At 52.4% G+C, this 22,968-nt stretch carries 17 protein-coding genes; 6 read left to right on the forward strand and 11 right to left on the reverse strand.

What is annotated here, in order from left to right; genetic code table 11:
* Window positions 1-75 precede the first annotated feature (75 nt).
* Both DDY07_RS10530 and DDY07_RS10535 read right to left on the reverse strand, forming a co-directional pair.
* Window positions 76-6,504, reverse strand: coding sequence for an alpha-2-macroglobulin (locus DDY07_RS10530; RefSeq protein ID WP_171695852.1), 6,429 nt, complete (start codon window positions 6,502-6,504; stop codon window positions 76-78).
* Window positions 6,505-6,924: 420 nt separating this feature from the next.
* The gene (locus DDY07_RS10535) at window positions 6,925-9,324 is read right to left on the reverse strand and encodes a TonB-dependent siderophore receptor (RefSeq protein ID WP_253734460.1); all 2,400 of its coding nucleotides are present in this window, start codon (window positions 9,322-9,324) and stop codon (window positions 6,925-6,927) included.
* Window positions 9,325-9,743: 419 nt separating this feature from the next.
* Here DDY07_RS10535 and DDY07_RS10540 point away from each other — a divergent pair, with 419 nt between their 5' ends.
* Window positions 9,744-9,950: a DUF1289 domain-containing protein gene (locus DDY07_RS10540; RefSeq protein WP_033155285.1), complete on the forward strand. Its 207-nt coding sequence runs from the start codon at window positions 9,744-9,746 to the stop codon at window positions 9,948-9,950.
* A 98-nt stretch (window positions 9,951-10,048) separates the two neighbouring features.
* Here DDY07_RS10540 and DDY07_RS23875 read toward each other — a convergent pair whose 3' ends face one another.
* Both DDY07_RS23875 and DDY07_RS10550 read right to left on the reverse strand, forming a co-directional pair.
* Window positions 10,049-10,609, reverse strand: coding sequence for a hypothetical protein (locus tag DDY07_RS23875; protein ID WP_033155286.1), 561 nt, complete (start codon window positions 10,607-10,609; stop codon window positions 10,049-10,051).
* Between the two features lie 12 nt (window positions 10,610-10,621).
* Window positions 10,622-11,080, reverse strand: a complete 459-nt coding sequence (locus DDY07_RS10550) for a hypothetical protein (protein WP_101055302.1) — start codon at window positions 11,078-11,080, stop codon at window positions 10,622-10,624.
* Window positions 11,081-11,400: 320 nt separating this feature from the next.
* Here DDY07_RS10550 and DDY07_RS10555 point away from each other — a divergent pair, with 320 nt between their 5' ends.
* Window positions 11,401-12,363: a helix-turn-helix transcriptional regulator gene (locus tag DDY07_RS10555; RefSeq protein WP_171695854.1), complete on the forward strand. Its 963-nt coding sequence runs from the start codon at window positions 11,401-11,403 to the stop codon at window positions 12,361-12,363.
* 118 nt (window positions 12,364-12,481) lie between these two features.
* On the forward strand, window positions 12,482-13,903 hold the full coding sequence (locus DDY07_RS10560; RefSeq protein WP_253734461.1) for an Nramp family divalent metal transporter: 1,422 nt from the start codon (window positions 12,482-12,484) through the stop codon (window positions 13,901-13,903).
* A gap of 9 nt (window positions 13,904-13,912) precedes the next feature.
* Here the strand turns inward: DDY07_RS10560 and DDY07_RS10565 are convergent, their stop codons facing one another.
* Both DDY07_RS10565 and DDY07_RS10570 read right to left on the reverse strand, forming a co-directional pair.
* Window positions 13,913-14,311, reverse strand: a complete 399-nt coding sequence (locus DDY07_RS10565; protein ID WP_171695855.1) for a type II toxin-antitoxin system VapC family toxin — start codon at window positions 14,309-14,311, stop codon at window positions 13,913-13,915.
* Window positions 14,311-14,553: a DUF2281 domain-containing protein gene (locus tag DDY07_RS10570; RefSeq protein WP_033155290.1), complete on the reverse strand. Its 243-nt coding sequence runs from the start codon at window positions 14,551-14,553 to the stop codon at window positions 14,311-14,313. The genes DDY07_RS10565 and DDY07_RS10570 overlap by 1 nt, the downstream gene beginning before the upstream one ends.
* A gap of 296 nt (window positions 14,554-14,849) precedes the next feature.
* On the opposite strand from DDY07_RS10570, the gene DDY07_RS10575 reads away from it, so the two are divergent.
* Window positions 14,850-15,122 carry a type II toxin-antitoxin system ParD family antitoxin gene (locus DDY07_RS10575; RefSeq protein WP_171695856.1) on the forward strand — a complete coding sequence of 91 codons (273 nt, stop codon included), beginning with the start codon at window positions 14,850-14,852 and terminating at the stop codon, window positions 15,120-15,122.
* Window positions 15,123-15,137: 15 nt separating this feature from the next.
* Window positions 15,138-15,425: a type II toxin-antitoxin system RelE/ParE family toxin gene (locus tag DDY07_RS10580; protein ID WP_171695857.1), complete on the forward strand. Its 288-nt coding sequence runs from the start codon at window positions 15,138-15,140 to the stop codon at window positions 15,423-15,425.
* Window positions 15,426-15,973: 548 nt separating this feature from the next.
* On the opposite strand, the gene DDY07_RS10585 is transcribed toward DDY07_RS10580, so the two are convergent.
* Both DDY07_RS10585 and DDY07_RS10590 read right to left on the reverse strand, forming a co-directional pair.
* Window positions 15,974-17,161, reverse strand: coding sequence for a PepSY domain-containing protein (locus DDY07_RS10585; RefSeq protein ID WP_253734462.1), 1,188 nt, complete (start codon window positions 17,159-17,161; stop codon window positions 15,974-15,976).
* Window positions 17,162-17,172: 11 nt separating this feature from the next.
* Window positions 17,173-19,365 (reverse strand): TonB-dependent siderophore receptor, encoded by a 2,193-nt coding sequence (locus DDY07_RS10590; protein ID WP_253734463.1) that lies wholly within the window; start codon window positions 19,363-19,365, stop codon window positions 17,173-17,175.
* On the opposite strand from DDY07_RS10590, the gene DDY07_RS24085 reads away from it, so the two are divergent.
* Window positions 19,360-19,572, forward strand: coding sequence for a hypothetical protein (locus tag DDY07_RS24085; RefSeq protein ID WP_253734464.1), 213 nt, complete (start codon window positions 19,360-19,362; stop codon window positions 19,570-19,572). The two genes, DDY07_RS10590 and DDY07_RS24085, sit on opposite strands and share 6 nt — an antisense overlap.
* 388 nt (window positions 19,573-19,960) lie before the next feature.
* Here the strand turns inward: DDY07_RS24085 and DDY07_RS10595 are convergent, their stop codons facing one another.
* From DDY07_RS10595 to DDY07_RS10610, 3 genes are all read right to left on the reverse strand, one after another.
* Window positions 19,961-21,217: a FecR family protein gene (locus DDY07_RS10595; protein WP_253734465.1), complete on the reverse strand. Its 1,257-nt coding sequence runs from the start codon at window positions 21,215-21,217 to the stop codon at window positions 19,961-19,963.
* A gap of 68 nt (window positions 21,218-21,285) precedes the next feature.
* Window positions 21,286-21,801, reverse strand: coding sequence for an RNA polymerase sigma factor (locus DDY07_RS10605; protein WP_171695859.1), 516 nt, complete (start codon window positions 21,799-21,801; stop codon window positions 21,286-21,288).
* Window positions 21,802-22,032: 231 nt separating this feature from the next.
* Complete coding sequence (locus DDY07_RS10610) at window positions 22,033-22,959, reverse strand: LysR substrate-binding domain-containing protein (protein WP_171695860.1); 927 nt, start codon at window positions 22,957-22,959, stop codon at window positions 22,033-22,035.
* Window positions 22,960-22,968 lie beyond the last annotated feature (9 nt).

A 22,968-nucleotide genomic window follows, 5' to 3' on the forward strand; every position in this document is an offset into this window, starting at 1 on the left:
GTTGCGTTCCCGCATCCAAGCGATAAAGAGCAATTGAGTACGCAATCAGCATCCATAAAGTATCTTCCTTTTTTATTATTCATCTACCTTCACCACGTCCCCCAATCCTCTAAACAAAATCTCGCTGTCATACATCCCCTCTGCAAACACAGGCGGCACCTTGTAAGTGCCTGAGTTCAAGGGCTTCAAGCGGAACTCAAAATATTTTTCGCCGCCGTCCAGCGCGCCGAACATCACTAAACGATCTTCCTGTACGTCGATGTAATCCGGCTGCCAGAGCGGTTTCTTGTCTATAGGCAGCGACTTGCGCTCGGCCAAGCCTTGCTCGCTCAGGTCGATTTCGAAACCGCCGGGGATCAGCATCACCACCGCCACGTCCTTCATCGCCCGATCAGGATGCAGGCCCACCCGAACGTACAGCTTGTCCTGCAATCCGATGTGGTCGACTTTTTCGCCTTTATCGTTGAGCAACTGCCTGGTAATGCTGAGCTTTTCGACGATGGCTGTGGCGGGCGCGGCTTTGTCGTAGCCACGTTCGCTAAGCTGGTAGTACAGATTCCAACTGCCTTCACCGCGAATTTCCAAAGGCCGCAGCGCCGGCGTCAGCATGGCACTCTTGATGGTTTTGCCTTCCAGGGCCAGTTGTGCCAGCGGCGTGCCGGCCAACACCGTAAAGGTTTTTTGCTGATCCTGTTCAAAGCGCGTCCACAAGCTGCCCAGGCCCAGCAAAGCCATCGATCCACGGAACGAGTTCATCCGCTGTTTGACCAAATCCTGGCCCAGCTCCAGCAGATAGCGGCCGAATTGCGGGTCCTGACTGTCGATCAACTCCGGCATGTGCTTGCCGACCAAATACAGGTATAGACTCAGATCTTCCGGATTGTTATGAATGTCCTTGGGCAACAAGCCGCTGGATTTCCATTGTCGCTGGAATTCGCCGAAATGGCGGTCGGCATCCTGATCCAGATGATGCAGCTTGTAGGCGGCACCAATGAAGAAACGGCTGCGGCTAGCTATTGCGTTTCCGCTGCTTTTGCTTTGCGCCTGCAGATCGGCTTCGAAAGCCCGCAAGCGTTCGGCCACATTCCGGCCGCTTCGAGCCAACAGATAGAACGCATAGGCTTTGGCGTCGTGTTGCAGGAATTGGTATTGCCGGGATTGGGCATACTCGTCGGCAAAACCCAGCGCGCGTTCCAGCATCGCTTCCGGGACCTGATGGCCGCGCTCCTTGGCTTCCATCAACATATGGGTGGCATACATCGAGTAAAACGGCATGCCTTCGTCCGCCACCGTCCAATAACCAAAACTGCCGTCATGCCTCTGCCGGGTTTGCAGGGTGTGAATGCTGCGGCCAAGCAATTGCTGAACGTCGTCGGCCGACAAACCCAATTCAGGATTGGTGCCCAACACCACCGCTGGGAAGGCTTGGCTGGTGATCTGTTCGGTACAACCGTAAGGATAGTGTTTCAGATAATCGACGATGCCGCGCAGATAGGCTGCTGGCGTCATGGACACTGAAAACTCCACCTGCCGTTGGGCGTCATACATGTCGCGTTTCACGTCCAACTGGCGCACATTGCCCTTGCGCTGTTCCTCTATGGTCAGCACCCCACCTTGCAGCGTCGTGAGTAAGGGTTGCGACGGCCGGATGCTGATTTCCTCGCGGTAGTCGGCGCTCTTGTCGGCGCCAGAGACCTGGTAATGCACATCGACGGGACCGAGTTTGTTGTCCTTGACCTTGGCATGGAAACGCACCGTGCCATCCTGGCCCTGAGCCAGCGTCAGAATTTGCGGATTGGGTGACAACAATTCTAACGAATCGCCGGCGGCGACATTGACTTGCAAGGGCAGATTGCCGGCTGCGCCGCTATTGTTGGCGACCAGTACGCCCATGTCGAACTCGTCGCCTGGCGCGGCAACATAGGGTTGCTGCGGCTGGATCACGTAAGCCTGGCTGGCAACGCTGCTCGCCACCGGCACCGCCAGTTTGCCGGCATTGGCCGCCACGGCGATCACGCGGATTTTGCCATTGAAATAATCCGGCACTGGAATCGCCAGGCTGTGTTCGCCAGGCTGAGCGTCGATGATGCCGGACCAGAACGCCATAGGCGGTTTGTGTTTGCGGGCGAAGGGATTTTTATATTTACCCAGCTGCGCATCCTCATCGCCGCCCGGCGCAGATAGATGCTGTACCAAGGCAAAATCCGGCAAGATCAAATCCAGAATCTGGTGGCTTTTAACCTGCAAGGCGCGTTTGCGGAAGAAATAATCCAACGGTGCCGGATTCTGATAATGGGCAAACTGCAAAATGCCCTCGTCGACTGCGTATAACACCAATTTGGTCGGTTCCTTGACACGGTAGCCCACATCCAGCGTTTTGCCGGGTTGCACGGTCTCCGGCACCTTAAGTGCTATCTCCTGGGTATAGCGTTGTTTGGAGATATTGAACGGCACCACGCCATAGCTGAGCGGACTCATGTAAATTTCCCGCGAATCCAGCGAACGAACGAAAGCCACCGACAGATAGGCGTTGCCGCTGATATTTTTCGGCAACACGACGCGCTGGCTGGAGGCAGTGGTGCTGGTCTTGAACCATTGGCTGGTGAGTACGCCGTCCTGTTCGACGGTAATCAAACCCGCGCCCTGATACGGCGCGACCATTTGTACTTCCAGAGTTTCGCCGGGTTGATACTCGGTCTTATTCAGGGTCAGATTCAGCTCGGCGTTGTGCTCGATGTTGCGGGTGACGTTGCCGGCACCGGCGATGGTGTAATCGACTCGGTTCAGTTCCTCGCCCTGGGTGTTTTTGAAGATTACATAGAAACGGCCGGGGTTGTCGCTGGGCAAGATCAAGTCGGCCATGCCCTTGGTCAAGGTCAGCGGCAGAGTTTTGCGCAGTTCCTGGCGTTGCATGGACTGGTATTGATACAAGCCGTCGTTGCGTTTAACCAGCGTCGAAACATAGCGGGTTTCGAATATCTCGGCATTCAATGTTTCGGTTTGCCGTGGCTGAAAGTCGCTGCCCAGAGCCAGCAAATCCAGCTTGCGCTTACTGTCCTTGGCAATGAAATCCAGACTGCCATCGGGTTTATAACCCAACATATAAGCCTGTTTGGACACCAGCGCCGAAGTCATGGCCACCACCGAGCGGCCCGAGCCTTTCTCGAAGCCCTCCCCGGCCAGCGCTATTTCGTAGACCGGTTCGGCAACGCTTGCCAGAGGCAGGTCAAATACGGCTTCGCCCTGGGCGTTGGTCTTGGTTTCACCCAACTCTTGAGGCACATCAGGGATGCTATCCGTCGCAGAACGCCGGAAACGGTAATCGGCATAACCCGGCACCTGGCCTGACCAAGACCTTGCGGTCAGTTGCAGTTTGGCGCTATTGCCTTCGGCCGGGGTGCCGAACAGGTTGCGGACCGTGACTTTGGCCTTGGCAGCATCAGGGGACAGCCACCCCTTGGCCGGCGCGGCGGGAATCTCGGTTTTGACCTGCAAGCGATCAGGCTGAAACTCCTCTATTCTGGCCTTGGTGCTGCCCAGCGACTTTTTACTCTTGTCAGCAACGATCAACTCCACGCGATAGGTACCGGTCTTGCCGGCGGCTGAACTGGTCCAGGCGATTTCCTCGAAACCTTCGGCGCCGAAACTCAAGGTTTTGCTCCAGACTTCCTGATTTTCCGGGTCGCTGATAACGGCTTTCAAAGGCAAACCGGCCGGCAGCGCCGACCAATCGCGTTTGCGCAAAATCGCACCGATTTTCAGCGTGTCGCCGGGCCGGTAGATGCCGCGATCCGAGAACAAAAAGGCTTGCAGGCTGTCGGCATTATCGCGCAGGCCGTCTATATCGAAGCGCGACACATCCAGCTGTCGGTTGCTGCGGTTAAACGGCAGAAAGCTCAGGTCGCCGTCTTTCTCTGCCAAATAAACGGTCGGGGTTTTTTCATCTTTTAGGCCTTCGGTAGTCGGAAAGATGACTTTGCCTTGTGCGTCGGTCTTGCCGGAAAACACCGCCACGCCGTTCTTGCCCAGCAGCGACACTTGCACGCCAGCGACCGGCTGGCCGCTGCGAAAGGACATTACAAATACTTCTTGCTTGCCGTCGGAGGCGGTTTTAACCAACAGCCCCATATCGGTCAGCAGCACCAGACGTTTATCGGTGCCGAGCACTGGTACTTCGCTTGCCGAGCCGGCGCACTCTGCTTGGCTTTGCTCATCCTCGTCGCCCGGCTCGATAAGCTCCGCATTCTCGTTTTCAACATCGTCAACGGCTGAAGTTTCTTCGCTACATGCTTTGGAGGCTTCGGGCTTTTTTTCCCCTACCGACAGAATGAACAAGCCTCGCGGCGGAAAGCCTTTGTCGCGAGTAAAACGGCGGAAGTCCACCGCGAAATACTGGCGTTCCATTTCCTTGCCGGCGGGTAAAGCCTGGTCGTAACCGAATTTCTCGGCGAAATGCTCGATTGGCAGGCTGAAGCTGGGATTTTCGAAATTACCGGAGGTGAAATGCACGACATGGTGCATGTTGTGCGGTAACACCCTTTGCAACTCCACGTGCACGTTTTGCACGCCGCGCGCGGTAACGCCCAATTGTTTATTGCCGCTGAGACTGAGCAAGGCACCTTCGTGGAGGATTTTCAGCTCGCGTTGATTAGCGCCCAATTCCTGTAAATAGCGGGCGTCGCCGCTCAGTTTAAAACCGTCCAGGCTTTCGATGCCTTTGTTGACCTTGACCAACAACCGGCTATTTTCCGGAGCCGCGAAACTCAAATGCTGAACCGTAGGATCTTCACTACCCGATTCGCGCCATTTTAACGCCGCCAGCGTCGACAGTTTAATGACGTCGGAGTCGATCTGATTGGCACTTTGCCATTCGGCAACATCTTTTTCGGCGCAAAACTTGGGTCTGACGGGATTTTTGATCCGGCAATCCGGCAACACGTAGACTTCGACGGCTTTTTCCAACCCGGCCGGGTCTTTCAGTGCAATATTGGTTTTCAGCACAAGCAAACGTTCGATACTGTCATCTTGCTTGATGACACTTTGGACAGCCAGACTTTCTATTTTCAAATAATCCAGTGCGCTGGGCACGGCCAGTACGCCGATTGCTTCCTGCTTGCTCGGCTCGCCGCCGCTTTGGGCAACGACGCCTTTATCGACAACGATCTTGATTTCGCTCGGATCGTCGACCAAGTGTAATGCCGTGGTTTTCAGATAGGCCAGTTTGGGATTTTTGTCGTCGTAGCTAAGCTCGTAGCCGATCGCATCCTGGAACGTTCTAGCCGGCAAACGCCGCGACCACACCGCTGTTTTGGCGGCCAAACCATCGCGTTGCGGTGGATAATTGAAAGTCAGGATGGCCGTGGCGCGTTTAATCTTGGCATCTATCGGGTCGTTGTAAAGCCGAACGTTGCCGACCGACACAGTTAGATCCGGCATCGTCACGTAGCCAGAATACTGCGGCTTTTCAAACTTCAGCGCCGGAAAGGCCGATTGCTCAAGCTTGACTTCATATGCTTGGCCGGGTTTCAACGCATCCGCCGCCTTCGGGGTAAAAACCAAATCGCCATCGCCTTTGGATTCTCCATAGAACCATTGGCCTTCCATTTCGGGCACGATGCGGACGCCGGCAGCCACGGGCTCGCCGGCCTTGGTTTTCTTGACAGACTCTGTCAAATCCGTACCTCTGAGCCGAACACTGATTTTGCCGTCGTATTGATTGGCCCAGATATCGGTGACGCTGGGAGTAACGGCTTTCGGCGCATCGAACTTATCCCAATCCCCCCGTATCATCGGCAACTCGCATTCGGCACCAGTTGCCAATTCAGCTTCGGTCGCGGCCTGATTGACAGCCAGCAACCACACTTTGCCGGCTTTAAAGCTTGCTTTAATAACAGAATCCTCGGCCGGACGCAGCAGTTGGTCGCTACTGGCCTTAATACGCACGCCTTGACTGGCACGAATTTCTATCGCCGTGCCGTTGGCCATCGCGACGCTGAAAGAAGGACGGGCTAACGGATAATTAAACTCCAAGTTAAATTCCAACGAACGCCGCAAGGGTGCGTCTTGACTATCGACCCATTGGCATTCGTGGCGAATCATTTGCAATTCGGGAGTATGGAATTTTAGATCGGCTTGCTCCAGCTTGTAGCTGGGATGCAATTTCACGTCAGCCAAAGAAATTTTCAGATTAGTATCAGGCGTAATCGTCTGTCTCGCCGGAAAAAACGCCAACCGCGACGGATCCTGCCACCGCCACACACCCTCCATGGCCGGTTCCAGTTGCGGAATCCCGTCCTTCAAAGGCAAACTTTTGTCATCCGGTGGCGCGATGGCATCGGTAAAATTCAGTACCAACACCGGCGTCCAGTGTTGATGGTTCAACAGATATATCATCGGCGGAGCGACGCTTTTGCTATCCTCTCGGCAACCGTTCAGCATCAATAACAGCCAGGCTAAGGCCACTAAACCGCTTAAAAATCCCTTGCGTAGCGAGATAGTTAACATCGACTTTTCCTTTTGATCTACTTTGGAGGGCGCCTTTCTCCCCAACAATACAATACTGAGGCGAATAGACTAACGACTGGCCGGACATTTCCGAAAATCCGAGCGCTTACACCATCGCTTCGCTGAGGATTCACAAACCATGCCTATTGGCCGACAAGCATAGACCATCCGTTATTTTTGTCGCCAAACGAATTTTGCTGACCTGCAATGGTGCCGCCGAAAGAGAAGTTCAGCGACTGTGACACCGTGTTTACTCGTGTCTTTGGAATCCTTGCCGAACGTTACCCACCGAAAACTTTCACAATTTCTGCCAGACCAAAGCCGGTATTTTTCAATCATTGTGTCAAAACCCGCCTGGGTCGTGACACAACAATCAAATAGCTTCGTTCAATCAATTTCCACTAAGTCTCAAACTCAGCATTAAAACTTGATCGTCAAGCCCACAAACGCCGAGCGGCCCATGCCGGCGATGTTTCTGCCCCATGGCACCGTGACATTGGCCGCTGCGGTTGGATTCATGCCGTAGCGGTCGCCCAGATAGGCGCCTGCCAACGGATGGTAATACTGCTTATCCAGCACGTTATCCAAACCCACATCAAAACGCACTTTGCCCCATTCGTAGCCGGTTCTGGCATTTAACAGGATATAAGCCGCAGTCTCGGTTTCGTTGCGGATGGCCTGCACGTCGTCCTTGCCGTCAACAAATTGCATTTCTATCGCGCTTTGCCAGCTGCTCAAACGGTGATCCAAGCTCAGCTTCATGTTGAACGGCATCATGTGATAGAGATTGCCGCCATCCATGCGCTCGCCACGCACGTAACTCATCGTGGTATGTGCGGCAAACTCACCGACGGTTGGGTCTTTGTAAATCCGTGTCCGGCCGGATACATCCATCCCCCACAGCCGGGCGTCGTGATTGGCATATTGCAGATAGACGAAGCTGTTGGTGGCGGTTTGCGGTGTGGCTTTGCAACCGCTGGCCGCCGCATTGGAAGCACTGACGCAGCGGTCGGCATCGATAAAGTTGTTCACGTAGGTAAAATACGGCGTGACATTCAGTTCCCACAGATTGTTTTTCGGTTCGTGGAATGCGGCGGTCAAGCTGACGGTGTGCGCGGTTTCCTCGGTTAAATCCATATTGCCGACGTAGCCGTTGCCATCGCCATGCCAGCCGATCATCGCCATATCCATATTGCGCGCGCCCCAGACATAGCGCTCGTATAAATTAGGCGCGCGATTTTTCCGGGCATAGCCCAATTCGTATTGGCTCATGTCGTTGGGGGTGAATTGCACCAACGCCGTGACATCAAAGGTGTCGTTGCTACGCTCGCGGTCGCGGGCGTTGAAATCATTGGCGGCATTTAGCGCGGTAATCGCCCCGGCTCTATCCACCGTACGAGCCGCGCCGGTGTTGATCAAATCGGGGTTGTAGGGTTGAACCTCACCGGTATTGGTGGTGGTGTGATCATAACGTAGACCCAACAAGCTGCGCCATTTGGCGTCCCAATTGGCTTCCCACTCGCCAAAAAATCCCACCCGGTCGCGTTCGCCGTTGTTGATATTTAAATACGCCTCCGGCGCCATCATCCAATACGCGCTGCGGGCGTCGGTGTTATTGGCGGCAATGCTGGTGTTGGTGTGTACCGCCGGCCAGTAATCGTTGATTTTGTTGCTGTGATATTCGTTGCCGATCCGGAAAGTGTCGCGTTTGTTGAAGGGAATTTCCGCCTGAATTTTATACCCCAGGTTGCGGCCGCGGGTTTCCATCGGCATCTGATCGTTGGGTGGTGCAAAGGTGCCACCGCTGGCCGTGCCATCCAGAAACTGGCTGTGTTTGTCCTCGCCAATATCCATGCTGTGCTGGGTGCTTTCGAAATAGAATTTGCTCTCCAGCGAACCCCAGTCGAAACTGCCTTTGTGCATGATGTTGCCGAAAATGCTGTCGTTGTTGGTCAAATCCATCCGCTGATTCGGGAAGCCCTGGAACGGTATATGCTGCTGACCGCCGCGAATCACCACCAGATGTTTGTCGGTTTTGAAGGATAAAGCCGCCGAGTGGTTTTGGTTTTCGTAAGCCGTGGATTTGACGATCTGGCCGTTGCCGTCGTTGTAATTCATGCTCTCGGTGTGCGAACCGGTATAGTCCAATCGCACGTTTTGCGTCGCCACGCCGGCAGCGATGCTGCCGCCAAAGGCGTCGCCGTTGCTGCGGTAAAACGAGGATACGCTGCCGTCCAGCAAAATATCCTTGCCCGGCTCGGCAAATACCGGATCGGGCGTTTGCACGGAAATCGTGCCGCCGATACTGTCGCCGCCCAAGCTCACCGGGGTAACACCGGTCAAGATGGTGATCTTGCCGATATTGCTGCGATCAATATACGACAACGGCGGATTCATGTGGTTGGCGCAAGCCGAGGTCAGCGTCATACCGTTGATGTCGATTTTCACCCGATCATCGTTCAAACCGTGGATCACCGGCAAACTGGACACACCGCCGGCACCGTATAAACTCACCCCCGGCGTGTCTTCCAGGAGTTTAGCGGTGTCACTAACCGCCGCGCGCTTGCTGGTGAGAATATCCGCTTCCATGTCTGAAGCGTTTAAGGCCTTTACCCCGGGAAACTTGTCGGTGACGATGACTTTTTCCAGTACCACTTCATCAGCCAGGGAGTTTTCGATTGTGTCATCGGCGCTAACCGCCGAGCTAAAGCCGAGAGGCAGCATGCCAGTCGCCAACAAACCCAATAAGCCGAGACCTGTTGTTACTGACGAGGGGACGTGCCGGACCGTTTGTTGATTGTCTGTGCAGATTTTTTTCATAATTCGCCTTTCGAAAGTCAAAAATAACGTCAATTTGCTATTGCTCCCTACCAAGATCATCAAGACCTTTCCGCCCTTGAAACCATCAAAAAAGCTGGAATTCTGTGAAATGTCGAAACAGTTTTTATGATTGACTACAGCCGGAAGCCTGAAGCGGTCAATTAGCTATAACAAATTAAAGCAAACTATATTGTAATATTAGAATTATTTAATTCAAGTTATTGAACTATGTTATTTAACTTAATATTTGATGAATTTCAATAACTTATGCTGCCATGACCACAGTAATCAAAACAACGTAAACAGCAATTTGCCAAACATCAGAATCGAAAGACCCAATGTTAGCGTTAAGTTTTGCGGTAACTCACTGCCGCCACTTACAATAATCACCATTAGTCATTAACCTTTGAGAACACTCTATGAAATACCAACCTTGTATCGACCAATGCACATCCGAAGGCACCCACTGCGGCGGTTGCGGCAGATCGCACCAGGAAATCACCGACACCAAAAAATTGGTGACATCGGTCGTGGAGTTTATCCGGGAGCATGACTACGAAAATCCCGAAGACTTTGTGGAACGGATCAGCAAAAGCATTTTGAAAAAGCTGCAAAAAACCGCCTGACCGTTGCGAATTGATTGCCACCCACATCACTAAGAAACGGGCAGTCAAAAAAACGCCCTTAACGGGCGTTTTTGCTAACCAAGCCTTGCAACCGGCTATCAGGCTTTGCGCTGCTTCATACCGATAAACCCGGCCAGCATCGATCCAAACAACCAAACTGCGCCAGGAACCGGCACGGCGGCTGGCGTTACCGACACCAATTCGTAGCTGTAAGATGTTGCATTGTTGGCTTTATCGAATACCGCGCCGCCGAAACCGCCAAAGCCCATGCCGCTGTAATAATCAAAGCCAGTGGTGCCAAAGTAATTGGTGGCGATCAGTTCTTGTTGCGCGCCGTTAATCTCGTCGCCGAGATACGGGCTGTTGAGGTTGTAGACCATCGCCGACAAATCAGCCAGGTTATGAGTAAACGCAGCGACGATAGAGTTACCCGAGAACGACAAAGAAAACGCCGAGATTTCATTGAAATTCATCCCGAAATTGGCGCTTCCCACGTTAATTTGCCCGGAGTGATTGGCGTCATTCACGGTAAAACTACCGGAAATGGTCGCCCCGTCGTCAAAACCGGTTTGCACAAAATTGTAAACCGCCGCGTTAGCGCCGGGCGCCAATAACGCGGCCGCAACCGCCAAGGCCAGCTTTATAGATTTAGTTGTCATAATCAGCAGGCCTTATTGCGCGGGTGTGGAGGGCAGGAACGGCGAGAAACGGGTGCCGGAGGAGGTGCCCAATAAGCCGAAATTATTGGTCCATTGCCCGATAAACGATTGTTTGTCCGGGGTAAATTGCAAATCAAAGAATGATTGCACGGTGACATTCGGCGCCGGCGAAAAATCTAATTGTGCCACGGCCGAGCAATCGGTGTTCATGGTGGCGGTACCGCTGACCGGGCCGGCGAAACCAGGGGTAATCACTCCGCTTTGCGTGGTAGTGAATGCGCATGAACCGCCGACGACGCCGTTAAGAACCGTAATTTCACACCGTCCGGTATGCAGATTAGCCAGCGCTACGCTGTTTTGATACAGCACATAGCTGCCGTTCAAATTAGCGGCGCTACAACCTGGTGCGGCTTGAACTTGTGTAGATAGCCCCAGCGTTGCGGCTAACAGCAGGTATTTATAGTTTTTCATCTTGTCCTCTCGAAAATCTTGATAGTTATTTTGTAATTGGCGAATTACCCCTAATCATTCCTGCTGATTGCGATTCCGCGCAATCTGAGGCTTAAGTAGGGAAGCAACCCAAAACTACCTATCAATCCTTATGCCACCGATTTAGTAAAACATATAAAACAACAAGATAAGAAAAAACACGCATCCAATTCGTCCGGTAAAGCAGACCGATTCAAACCGATTTATGCTAAAAATTAGTGTTATGTCACAAATTATTGTAAAAGTAAGTCGTATGCCCAAAAGAGGTGGGCAAATTTTCCAGGCCAAGGACATTTCACGACATGACCGACAGAAAAAAGGCAGGATACAAAAGGCTGCACAGTGACGAATTATCTATGCAACCCGGTCAGCAACAACATTGCTGGCGTCAATCCTTACCTTCTCAGCTTGGCGAGGGCAGATCGCTAATTTTTCAGCTCGATCCGTCCCTGAGTTACATAGAAACGACCTATCACCCCCTGCACGATCTGGCGATCACCAGCAAAATCGATTTCGGCGAACCACGCCTGGTAGTAACGCTTGGGATAACCGGTCACACCCGCTTCATCGACAGCGACAAGCAGGAGCTGACATTCAGCGCAGGCCATACCACGATTACCAGTTTCGACAGCAGTCACGGCGAACGCCGGTACCAAGCAAATCAGCCTATAAAGCAACTGCGTTTTTCAATCGGCAAGCGCTGGATGGACCGTTATTTGGGCGAAAACGAATCGGCATTTTTCTTCCGGAACAATGCCTTGCAACTGTTAAGCAGCCGGCCAAGCCATACTCAAAGCATGATTTCTGCCCGGCAATTACTGGGATGTGACCTCAGCGCCCCTTTAGCACCGCTAACCTTAAACGGCCATGTCATGACGATACTGGCTAACGAACTTAACGGACTGTGCCGACCTGAAAAATACGCTTATTCCAGATTCGACCGAGCCAGCCGACACATGGCTGACCAAGCCCGCGAGATCCTCGAACTACATTACCAAGATCCACCCTCACTGGAAAACCTGGCAAAAACCCTGGGCATCACTCCATTCAAGTTAAAAAATCTGTTCCAACATTATTTTAATAACTCTCCTTATGGCGTAGTGACCGAGATCAGAATGCAGCATGCTTATCGCGCATTGGCGTCGACTCGGCAACCCGTCAGCTTGGTGGCAGAGATGGTGGGTTACAGGCACACCAGCAACTTCAGCCTGGCTTTTAGTAAACATTTTGGCGTCTCACCCAAACAAATTTCCAAGAAACGCTGACCCCCCCTGGTTTTCCCATTTCCACCAGTAACGCCCCTGTTGTTAACCGGATTTGCCAAATCCAAGCAAATTTGCGGAAATGGCGGCTTTTCCAACAAAGCTTTCATTTTTGCAAACCATGAACAATACCGACTTGCAATCCCTCCCCCGCCAAAGTGTCCCAGCCTTCCCCGGTTGGTGGGCGGCGCTTGGGCCCGGCGTGGTGTGGATGGCGCTAGCGCAAGGCAGCGGCGAGTTGATCTGGTGGCCTTACATGATTGCCAAATACGGCCTGACCTTTTTATGGCTGCTAGTCCCGGCCTGTTTGCTGCAATATCCGTTGAACCTGGAAATTGGCCGTTACACCATGCTGACCGGCGAAAGCATTTTCCACGGATTTATTCGTTTGCATCGCGGCTTTGGGATCTTTCTGTGGCTGCTGATGACCGTGTCGTTCTTGTGGTTCGGTGCGTTTGCTTCGGCCGGCGGCACCGCAATGGCGGAACTGACCCACTGGCCGACTGGCTGGACGCAACGCGGGCAAAGCCTGTTTTGGGGCTACACCTCGATTGCGGTGTTCGTTTCCGCTATTCTCGCCAGCGGCGTGGTTTATACGCTGATAGAACGCTTCATGAAACTGGTCGCGGTGGTCACCGTGGTCGGGCTGTTATCCGCATGCTTGCAAAGCGATGTGATAAAGGCGTTGCCGGAATTCAGCATGGGCCTGCTCGGCCCGGTCGGCGACATGCCGCGACCCTGGGACAGCGGCGATGCCAGCAAATTACTAACGGCTATCACCTTCGCCGGCCTCGGTGGCTTCTGGATTTTGTTTTATTCGTACTGGTTACGCGACAAAGGCGCCGGCATGGCCGGCCTGGTGGGTCGCATCACCGGCTTGGGCGGTGCGGAAGAAGCGGTATTGAGCGACGGTTTTCTGCCTGCTGACGAAGCGGAAAGCGCAAAAAACTGGTCGACCTGGCGGCGATTTTTAAGCGCGGACATATTGGTTGGGATTGTCGGCAATCTGTTCACCACGCTGATGACCTGCCTGCTGGCTTATGCGCTGTTGTTTCCCAAAGGTTTGCTACCGCAGGAATACGAACTGGCGGTGGTGCAAAGCCAGTTTTTTGCAGTGAGTTGGGGCGAAATCGGCCGCTTACTGTTTTTGGTGGTGGCGGCAGCGTTTTTAACCGACACCTGGCTGGCCACCGCCGACGCCGTCAGCCGGATTCAGACCGATATTATTTTGACCTTGTTTCCGAAAAGCCGCCGTCTGCCGGCCCGACGCTGGTATTACATTTTTTTGGGCTTGCTGACCGTCATCACCTCGCTGACCATGCAACTCGACGCCCCCGGCCCGCTGATTTTAACCAGCGCTATCATCGGCTTCGGCGGCACCATCATGTTTCCTGTGGCGTTGTATCTGATCAACCACAAAATGCTGCCGCCGCATTTGCCGGCATGGGCCAGACCTAAAGGCAAGCCCTGGCTGTTGGGTTTGAGTTTTGTGGTGTATTTACTGTTGGCATTGTTGTATTTAAAGGCCAGCCTTAAACTTTGAGCCGGTTCGTCACGACAGCCAATCCTCTAATTTGAGACCCGGCACCCGCTGAAATTCCCGGGTATTATTCGTTATAACCGTTAAGTCATTGGCAACAGCGATAGCGGCAATCTGCAAATCATACGGGCCTATGGGTGTCCCTTGACTAACCAAAAAGGCCCGAATCTCACCAAAACGCTGTGTTGCCGGGCCTGCAAAGGGTAAGCTTGGTACCCATTCTAATAACGTAAGCAGGCGGGAGCGATTTTGTTCTTGCCGAACGCTTTTTGCCACACCGAACCACAACTCTGCTTCGACAGGCGCACACAGTTTTAATGATGTCCTACCTACGTGACGGACATGATTAAGCAAGTTTGGATTTTCCTTCAACAGTGCAATGGCAGCATTGGTATCCAATAAATAAGCCATCAGTCCCAAGTCTCTCTGAGTGTGTCAGTTCCTAAATCGGCATCACTAATATCATCTGGAAAATCTTCGCTTAAACCACCAGCCAATGCAGCCAGAAAGGCCGCTGTATCGTTCTTCTGCTCTGTTTGCGGCTGATCCATTGAATAACGTTGCTCCAGAAACTCGATAAAATCCAAGGCTTCGCGAGCAGCCGATTCCGGGAGATTTAAACTGTGTTTATAAATAGTTTCGGCTAGGTTCATTGGTCATTTCCTGAGCTAAGTCGGTATCACGTCTAAGAATATCCTATCCGCCAGTACTGGCAGCTACAAGCCTAAACCTATAGCGTAAATTCGTAAGAAGCACAAAGGGAATTTGCTAAAACTCGATCTATTGAGGGCTTGGTACTATTCGCACCATCCAAACTTGCGAGGAATTAGCGTATGGATCTAGCCAACAGAGCTTAGGTTGCAGACCAGAACCCAAAATCGGTAGTTGCTCAAGAATCATTTGCAGATAGTGTGAGACATTACTACCATCATCGCTGGAGGTAATAAATATGGCCAACGTCGAAAAAATATCTATCGCTTTAACACCCGAAATGGCGACTATTGTGCGGCAATGTGTTGAAAGCGGTGAATACGCCAGCTCCAGCGAACTCATTCGTGAAGCATTGCGTGACTGGAAAACTAAACGGTTGTTGCAACAAAGTGAACTTCAAGAACTGAAAAGTCTTTGGCAGACAGGTATTGATAGCGGCTCTGGAACATTTACCGATATGGATGCCGTTAAGATGGAGGCCAGAAAACGCCTTGCATCATCCACTAAATAGTACGGCAAACTATCCATGGGTAGCGTCCAGCGTACTGCTCAATCCGAAGAGGATTTAATTGAGATATGGCTCTACATTGCCCAAGATAATCCCCTCGCGGCTGATAGAGTATTGGATGATATGGAACAGCGTTTCATCATGCTGGCAGACAATCCCCAGATGGGTCGTTACCGCCCCGATATTGCGCCCGAGCTACGGTATTTTATATCGGGCAAATACCTTATCCTTTACAGAACCCTAACCGATGGCGTGCAGATAGTTCGCGTCATTCATGGCGCCAGGGATTTGCCCAACGTGATCTAATCGCCAATGCACATTGGTATACCGTTATGGCTTTTAGCCTTGTGCGCAAGGTATTAAGACTCACTCACAAAGTTTTTCGCTATCCTCGCCAGGCATAAAAGCTTGCGCGTGAACCTACATAGCCTTGCGAATTAAGCTCAAAGCCTCGCGCGCAAGGCAACTAAGCTTGCGCACGCGGTGTTTTGCTATCCTCGCCAGGCTTTTAGGCTTGCGAGCGGGCCAATATAGCCTTGCGAATCGAGCTAAAAGCCTTGCGTTCAAGGCAATTAAGCTTGGACCCGAGCCACGATAGCCTTTCGCATCAAGCTAACAGCCTTGAGGGCAAAGCATTTTGGTTGACGCCCAAGCTAACGAAGCTTTCGCGAATCGCAAAACACCATTCACGCCAGACTACTAGGCTTAAAGTCCATACCGGCCGGCAAAAATAATGCCCTACACAGGCTAACTGTCGCGGACTTGGCCGCAATGGATTGTTGTAAACAAGATTGGGGACTGTATATACGCCAGCTCAAAGTACGCGGTAAATCACCTATAGGTACGTGGGCGCCCTAGCGGCATCTGCCTCCCTCCAAGCGCTTGACGCGGCGTTTCTGCAGCCAACGTATTACACCGGTGACATACAGCAACAAGGGCACGAAGCCTATTAGTAGAATGATTAACTGCCCGGTTAGGCCAAATGCCTCACCTGTATGTAATGGATAAAGCCATTCGACAAACACATCACCACTGGATTGTGAGGATCGGTCCCGTAACGCCAGAACCTCACCACTATATTGATCGATCCAAATCCGCCGTTGCGCTTGAAGCCGATTCGGTTCACCGGGCGCTCGTTTACCAACTTCGTAACTGCCGGTTGCATCGTTTGGGAACACGATGTAACGAAAGTCGCCCTCGGGGCAATTTGCGTCAACGATCTGTTCCAGTTCGGACAAGCTGATGGTTTTGGGAGTGTCGAGATTCTGCGGCGGTCGGCTGGCATATTCCGGCCACGGCGAGGCAACCTGTGAGAATAAACCAACCAAGCCTCGGCCATAACTGGGAAATTCCAGATAAATGCCAGTCGCGACGATCACGAGCAAAACGATGCTGCCGTAGACACCACATATCTTGTGCCAGTCGTAAACCAAGCGCTCACGGCTGGTTTTAGGTTTTAATGTCAATGCCGAGCGAAACTTGCCGGTTAGCGGCCACCAGACGATCAACCCCGCCAGTACCGAAAACAACATCGCAAGGCCCACCCAGCCAACCAGTGTCATGCCGTTTTCGCCGAAACCCAGCGAGTAATGCAGCCGCAATACGAAATCCAGCAGCGGATCGCGCCAAATCCTGTGAAAATCGATTAGCAGACGTTGGCCGGTAACTTGCGCGCGGTAGGGATCGATGAAGATTTGGTGGCGTTCCGGATAATCCCGGCCAGACGAAGTTTGCTCAAACCAGAGCGCAAACGCTAAACCATCATACCGCGGATAATCCAGATTGATGGCTTTCGCGCCGGTCGGCAGAGCTTTGATGCCCGCCGCGACGATGGCGTCCAGTGGCGCCCGGCCAGTGGACGCTTGCCGGCTAACGGCCCTGACATCCGCGTTCAGCCACTCGTCCAGCTCATGACCAAAAGCCAAAATACTGCCGGTCAAACCGATAATCACGAATATGGCCCCGGCAAACAAACCCAAGTAACGATGCAGCAACAACCAGAACTTTCGGCGATGTTTTCTTGCCGGTATCAACATAAACATAAAATGCTGAATTAATACTCAAGACGAATCGACCCCATAAAACTTCTCGGTGCACCGATTGCGATAAAGTTGCCGCTGTTAGTGCCCGCGTAATAGCCTTTATCCAATAAGTTATCGGCATTGATTTGCGTGGTGAGTTTAGTTTTTCCAATCTTCATTTGATAGCTAGCTAGCAAACCCACTGTCATATATCCAGGCAATTGAAAAGAATTATCCGCATCGCCCTGACGCTGATCCACACCAGATACCCCGGCTCCAAACTTTAAACCGTGTAAAGAACCTGTTTGAAATTCGTAGGTATTCCAAAAACTACCTGAATGTTCGGGGGCGAGAAACAACCGCTTTCCGGTATTAGCCGGGCCGCCGTTACTGTCATTGTCTTTGGTGATTTTTGCGAAAGGCGTGTAGGCGTATGCGGCAATCATATTCCAGCCGGGCATTATCTCGCCGGATAACTCGAACTCGATGCCGCGACTTTCCGCTTCGCCGGCGGCACGTGGGAGAAATAGCGGTGCCTGAGTGCCGGCAACACGGATATTTTGTTTCGTTAGATCAAAATAGGAAATCGTACTGCTTAATCGTCCGTCAAAAAACTCGGTTTTGATGCCGGTTTCCCACTGTTGTGCGGTTTGTGGGGGCAGCCTTAAACCGTCCGATCTTAACAAAGTGCTGGAGGGGCCGAAGTTTTCAGTGTAACTTCCGTATACCGATAACCACTTCATAGGATGCCAGAGTAATCCCCCTCTTGGACTCAGATAATCTTCATCGGAAGTCACCTTGCCAAGTATGTTATCCGAGCCCTGAGCGCTGTCGTATCGAACTCCGGCCAATGCATGTAGATGGTAAGGCAACTCAATTTGATCTTGAATATATAAACCGTACCAGTCTTGGGTATAGCTGCCTTTAAATGAATTTGCGGAATCCAACACCGGCACATTGGCTAAATATGACGGACTAAAAATATTATAACTTGGTGCGGATTGGCAGCAGTTGCCAACAAATTTATCATCAATTATAAAATGATCAAACCCAAGCAGAAGCTGATGGTGCGCGCCAGCTGTATCAATTTTGCCGGACAAATTTAAGCTATTAAAATATCGACCGGAGTCATTTTCCGGCCCAAGATTCAAAAACCTGTCAACATCCCCGTTATTACTGGCGGCACCAAAAAATAAAGACATGGTGCTGAAATTATAATTTTCATAGTTAAACCGATGGCTAATTTTCCAGTTGTCATTAAACTCATGCGCCCAATTAAACCCAACTAATACCCTGTCCCCTTTGTTTTTACTCAGGAGAGGCTCGTGCAAAGCGGTATTAATCGGTACATTGGCTGGACGAGTGCCAATATTTGTAATTCCTGGATCATTGGTTTCGTCAAAGTGTTGGTATTCCAATTCAAACGTCGCTTGCGTGCGCTCACTGATATTCCATTTTAAGACCGGCGCAATGAACACGCGCTCATTGTCGACAAAATCACGGAACGATCCCGCGTTCTCGTACGACAGGTTCAACCGGTACAGCAAGGTATCGTCATTGGTTAGCGGCGCGGTGGCATCAATTGTGGTTCGGTAAAAGTCGTAAGAACCGAATTGCTGCTGCAGCGAATAGTATGGCGTTGCCAGCGGTTGCTTGGTGACCATATTAATGATTCCACCCGGTTCGGAACGGCCAAACAATATCGATCCCGGACCTTTCAGCACCTCTACTCGTTCAAGATTGGCCATCTCGCGCTTGGTTGTTCCGCCACCCAAAATGGTTGGCAACAACATGCCGTCTCGATAAGTAATATTGTTTTGAAATCCGCGAATAATGAATCCGTCGGTGGTCCCTTGATTTAACGAACTGGTATTAACACCGGCGACGTTGCGTACTGCTTGATCCAAACGCACTACCTGCTGATCTTCCAGTACCTGTTTCGGCACCACCTGTACCGAGAACGGCGTCTCCATAATCGGCGTATCAGTCTTAGTCGCTGTAGAAGCATTGGGCAAACGGTAATCCGGATTATAAGGATCGGTGGCATCATAAGCCGCCTTCCCTACCACCTGCACCGCCGGCATGGTCTGTGGCCCGAGATTGTTTTGCAGTTCCGCCGGACGCGGCTGCAAGGTGATAGCCCCTTCGCCGGTCGTCACCGCTTGCAACGGCGCATCGCCCAATAAAATCCTGATCGCTTCGTCGGCGGTGTAGTCGCCTTGCAAGTTACGGCTGCGCAGGTTGTCGGCAATGTCGGTGCCATACATCAGTTGTTGCTGGCTTTGCCTGCCGAACATCAGCAAGGCCTGATTCAACGACTGGGCAGGGATGTCGAAATGCTGTTTGCCGGCGGCATCGCCGTGGGCGGTTTGCGAGATCAACGCCGCGAGCAAGGCGGCTTTGGCTGCATGGCGCCGGATTTTGCCGGCTGAGACGGGTTTGCAATGCTTTGCGTTGGACATGGATTCTCCTGGTTTCGGTCTGGTTACACGGCAGCAATTGGGCTGGTGTTAGTTAAGACGGAAACTTTTTGAAAACCCACATTGGGCGGCCATTGAATTTTTTACATTGGGGGGAAATAGGCAATGGAAAATTGAATTGGCGATGGCAAAGCGGGGCAGTGTTTACCTAAGTAGTTGAGACTAAATCCCCCTCGGTCCCCCTTTTTCAAAGGGGGAAGTGGACGTCGCTGGCTCGGATTCGATGGTTTTATTTCCCCTCTTTGAAAAAGAGGGGCCAGGGGAGATTTTTTAGATAAATCCCCCCTCAATCCCCTTTATGCCCCCGAGGGTACTTTTTCAAAGGGGGAAGTAACAACGTCTAACGCAACACCACCAGATACGGCGTGATGCTGACAATTTGCAGCGCCGGGATGGCGGCTTTTAAACTGGCGATGGCTTGATCCAGCGCATCCAAGCGGAACAGGCCGCTGATGCGCTTGTCGGCCAGCGCGGTATTCAGCAACACGACGCGGCCGGGACGATATTGGTTGATTTGGGCAATGGCGTCGCTTAGCGGCAAGCCGTCGAATTGCAGATAGCCATCGCGCCACAGCGCCATGCTGTCCGGATGGCCGACGCTTTTTAGGGCAATGCTGCTGGCGCCTATCGACGCGGACTGCCCGGCCGTCAGGCGTTCTTGGTGTTGCTGCCCGTCTTGTATTTCAACAATCCCTTCGACCAGTTCCACCTCGGTTTGCTCGGATTGTCGCTTTACGGCGAAGGCGGTGCCCACTGCCCGCACTTCGCTGCCGGCAGCAGTGACCACGAACGGCCGTTGCGGATTTTTAGCCACGTCAAAAAACGCTTCGCCGGCTAATAACTCCACCCGGGGCGTGCCTGCGTCGAAGTGGATGGCCAGGGCCGTGGCGGTGTTAAGCATCACCCGCGAGCCGTCGGCCAAGGTCACGCTGCGCTGCTCGCCCTTACCGGTGAGATAGTCTGCCCGCCAGAATGCCGGCGGATACAGCGCGGTGAGCGTGACTGCCAGCATTGCACAGCAGGCTACAGCCAAACGGAAGGATCGGTTAGGGTGGCGGGTTCTGGTATTGACCCGGACTTTAAAATCCCTGAGGCTGTCATTTCCGCACCGACGGGAATCCAGCATGGCAACCGGACTTGCGGCCAGCACATCCGCTGCCTTCGCTTGCCTGCCACCTTGCCCTGGAGACTGTCGTAAAAGCATCCTCTCTTCTCGGGACGACTGCATGGATGCAGAAGATGGGGTCGTGTCGGGATCAATTACCGAGAGGGCGGTGGTGGTCGGCATAAAATTAATTTGCGTCCCCTCACCCTGCCCTCTCCCAGAGGAAGAGGGTTGTATTTTGGCTGTTAAGCTTCCCTCCTCCGGCAAGGGTTGCGCACCGGGAATACTGCGGCGGCCGCGCAGTTGTCCCAAACCTGCCCACAGCGCTTCGGCACGTTGCCACGCTTGTTCGTGGGCGCTGTCGGCGGCGCGCCAGGCATTCAATTCTTGCCGCGCGGACACGGGAAATTCACCGGAATGCAATTGGCTTAACCAAGCGCAAGCCTGTTCCAGCAAACGCTCGGCATTATCCGGCATCGGTTCGGTGGACATGGTTAATTCCTGGTTAAACGGTGGGGGAGATATATCATAGACGAGGCCGGTGGCCTAAACCACAGTCGCTATTCGAATTCATCCAGGGTTTTAGCACATTGCAGCAATGCCCTTTTGATGTTCTCTTCGACGGTGCGAACCGAGATATTCAGGGTTTCGGCGATTTCGCGCTGCTTCAGGCCTTCGAAGCGGTTCAGGTAAAAAATCCGCTGGCACAACGGGGACAGGCTGCTCATACCCTCGATCAGGCGGTCCAAATCCTCCTCGCCCAGCGCCACAGTTTCCGCGCAGCGCAGGTCTTCCACTTCCGGCGGCGTATCGTCCGGCCATGACACCAGCGTAGCATGGCGCACGGTTTGACTGCGATAGTAATCAATCACCAGATTTTGCGCGGTACGGAACAGATAGGCTTTTAGATTGCCGACGCTACCCAAGTCCTCGCTGCGACATAAGCGCACGAACGCTTCCTGGCAAATGTCCGCGGCGGTTTCCCGGCAGCGTACACGCGAATACAGCACAGTCTCCAACTCGCCGTGGCAACTGACGTATAGCTCTTGGAGGGATTGATGGGCTGGAAAAGACATTTGCCGGCTTAATAGTTTCGGTATCAGGGCTTAAACCGAAAGTAACCAGCAAATTTAAAGCCGGACTAGAAATATTTTGCGCAATCAAACAGCTAGACAATTGGCAAGACGCCAAATCCGATAGTTTTTTATTAATCTATGTTAAATAAAGCGGGTTTAGCACCCCTTTTCACACACATTTACTACACCCAGCCGACAGAGACGAGCTGCCCGCAGCCATGGTCCGACAGCTTAACATTCGTCAAACCCCTCGCCTCTTTCCCGGCTTTTCCGCGCGGCTTCCGCCAGCAATTCATCGATAAAATAACGGCAGTAATTGGGTACGTACAGTTGTTTCAGGTAAGCAATCTTAGTTGTGGAACTGGGTATCAAACCCGACAGGTCTAGGGCAACCAAATCGGCATCCTTGCTGGCTTCGTAAGCCGTACCGGCAATAATCCCCACGCCCATTCCCAAACGCACATAGGTTTTTATCACATCGGAATCGGCCGCCGCCAAGGTAATATCCAGTGGTAAATGGGCGTTATGAAAGGCTTTTTCTATCGTCGAGCGACCAGTAAAACCAGGGGTGTAAGTCAAAATCGGCTCAGCTGATAGCCGTTGCAGGCTTATTTCGCCTTCCGCCAGCCGGTGACCGAGTGGCACCACGGCGACGTGATGCCAGTGATAACAGGGCTTGACCACTAATTTGTCGTCTTCGTCCAGTTTTTCGGTGCAGATGGCGATGTCGGCTTGATGCCTATGTAACAAATTAATCAGATTATCCGGCGACGATTGCACCATATAGATTTTAATGCCCGGATATTTGCGCCTAAACCGGCCTATCGGTTCCGGCAGTAAATATTTAGCCTGCGTATGAGTAGTCGCTATCCGTAAGGTGCCGTTACTATTTTCCAGAAAGTCGTCGGCAATCAGTTGGATATTTTTTTTAGCCTGATTGATTAAATCTACTTCTTCCATGATCTTTTCGCCCAAGGGCGTCAGACCCGTCAGCTTTTTTCCCTGTCTGACGAACAGCGGCGAGCCCACTTCTATTTCAAACAACTGGAGTTGCCGACTGACCGCCGACTGCACCACGTGCATTTTTTCCGCGGCTTTGCTCAAGTTGCAATCGGTTTCCTGCAAAACTCGCAGCAATTCCAATTGATTAAGATTCATAGGCGTGCT

The organism is Methylomonas sp. ZR1 (genome assembly GCF_013141865.1).
Classification (GTDB): Bacteria; Pseudomonadota; Gammaproteobacteria; order Methylococcales; family Methylomonadaceae; genus Methylomonas.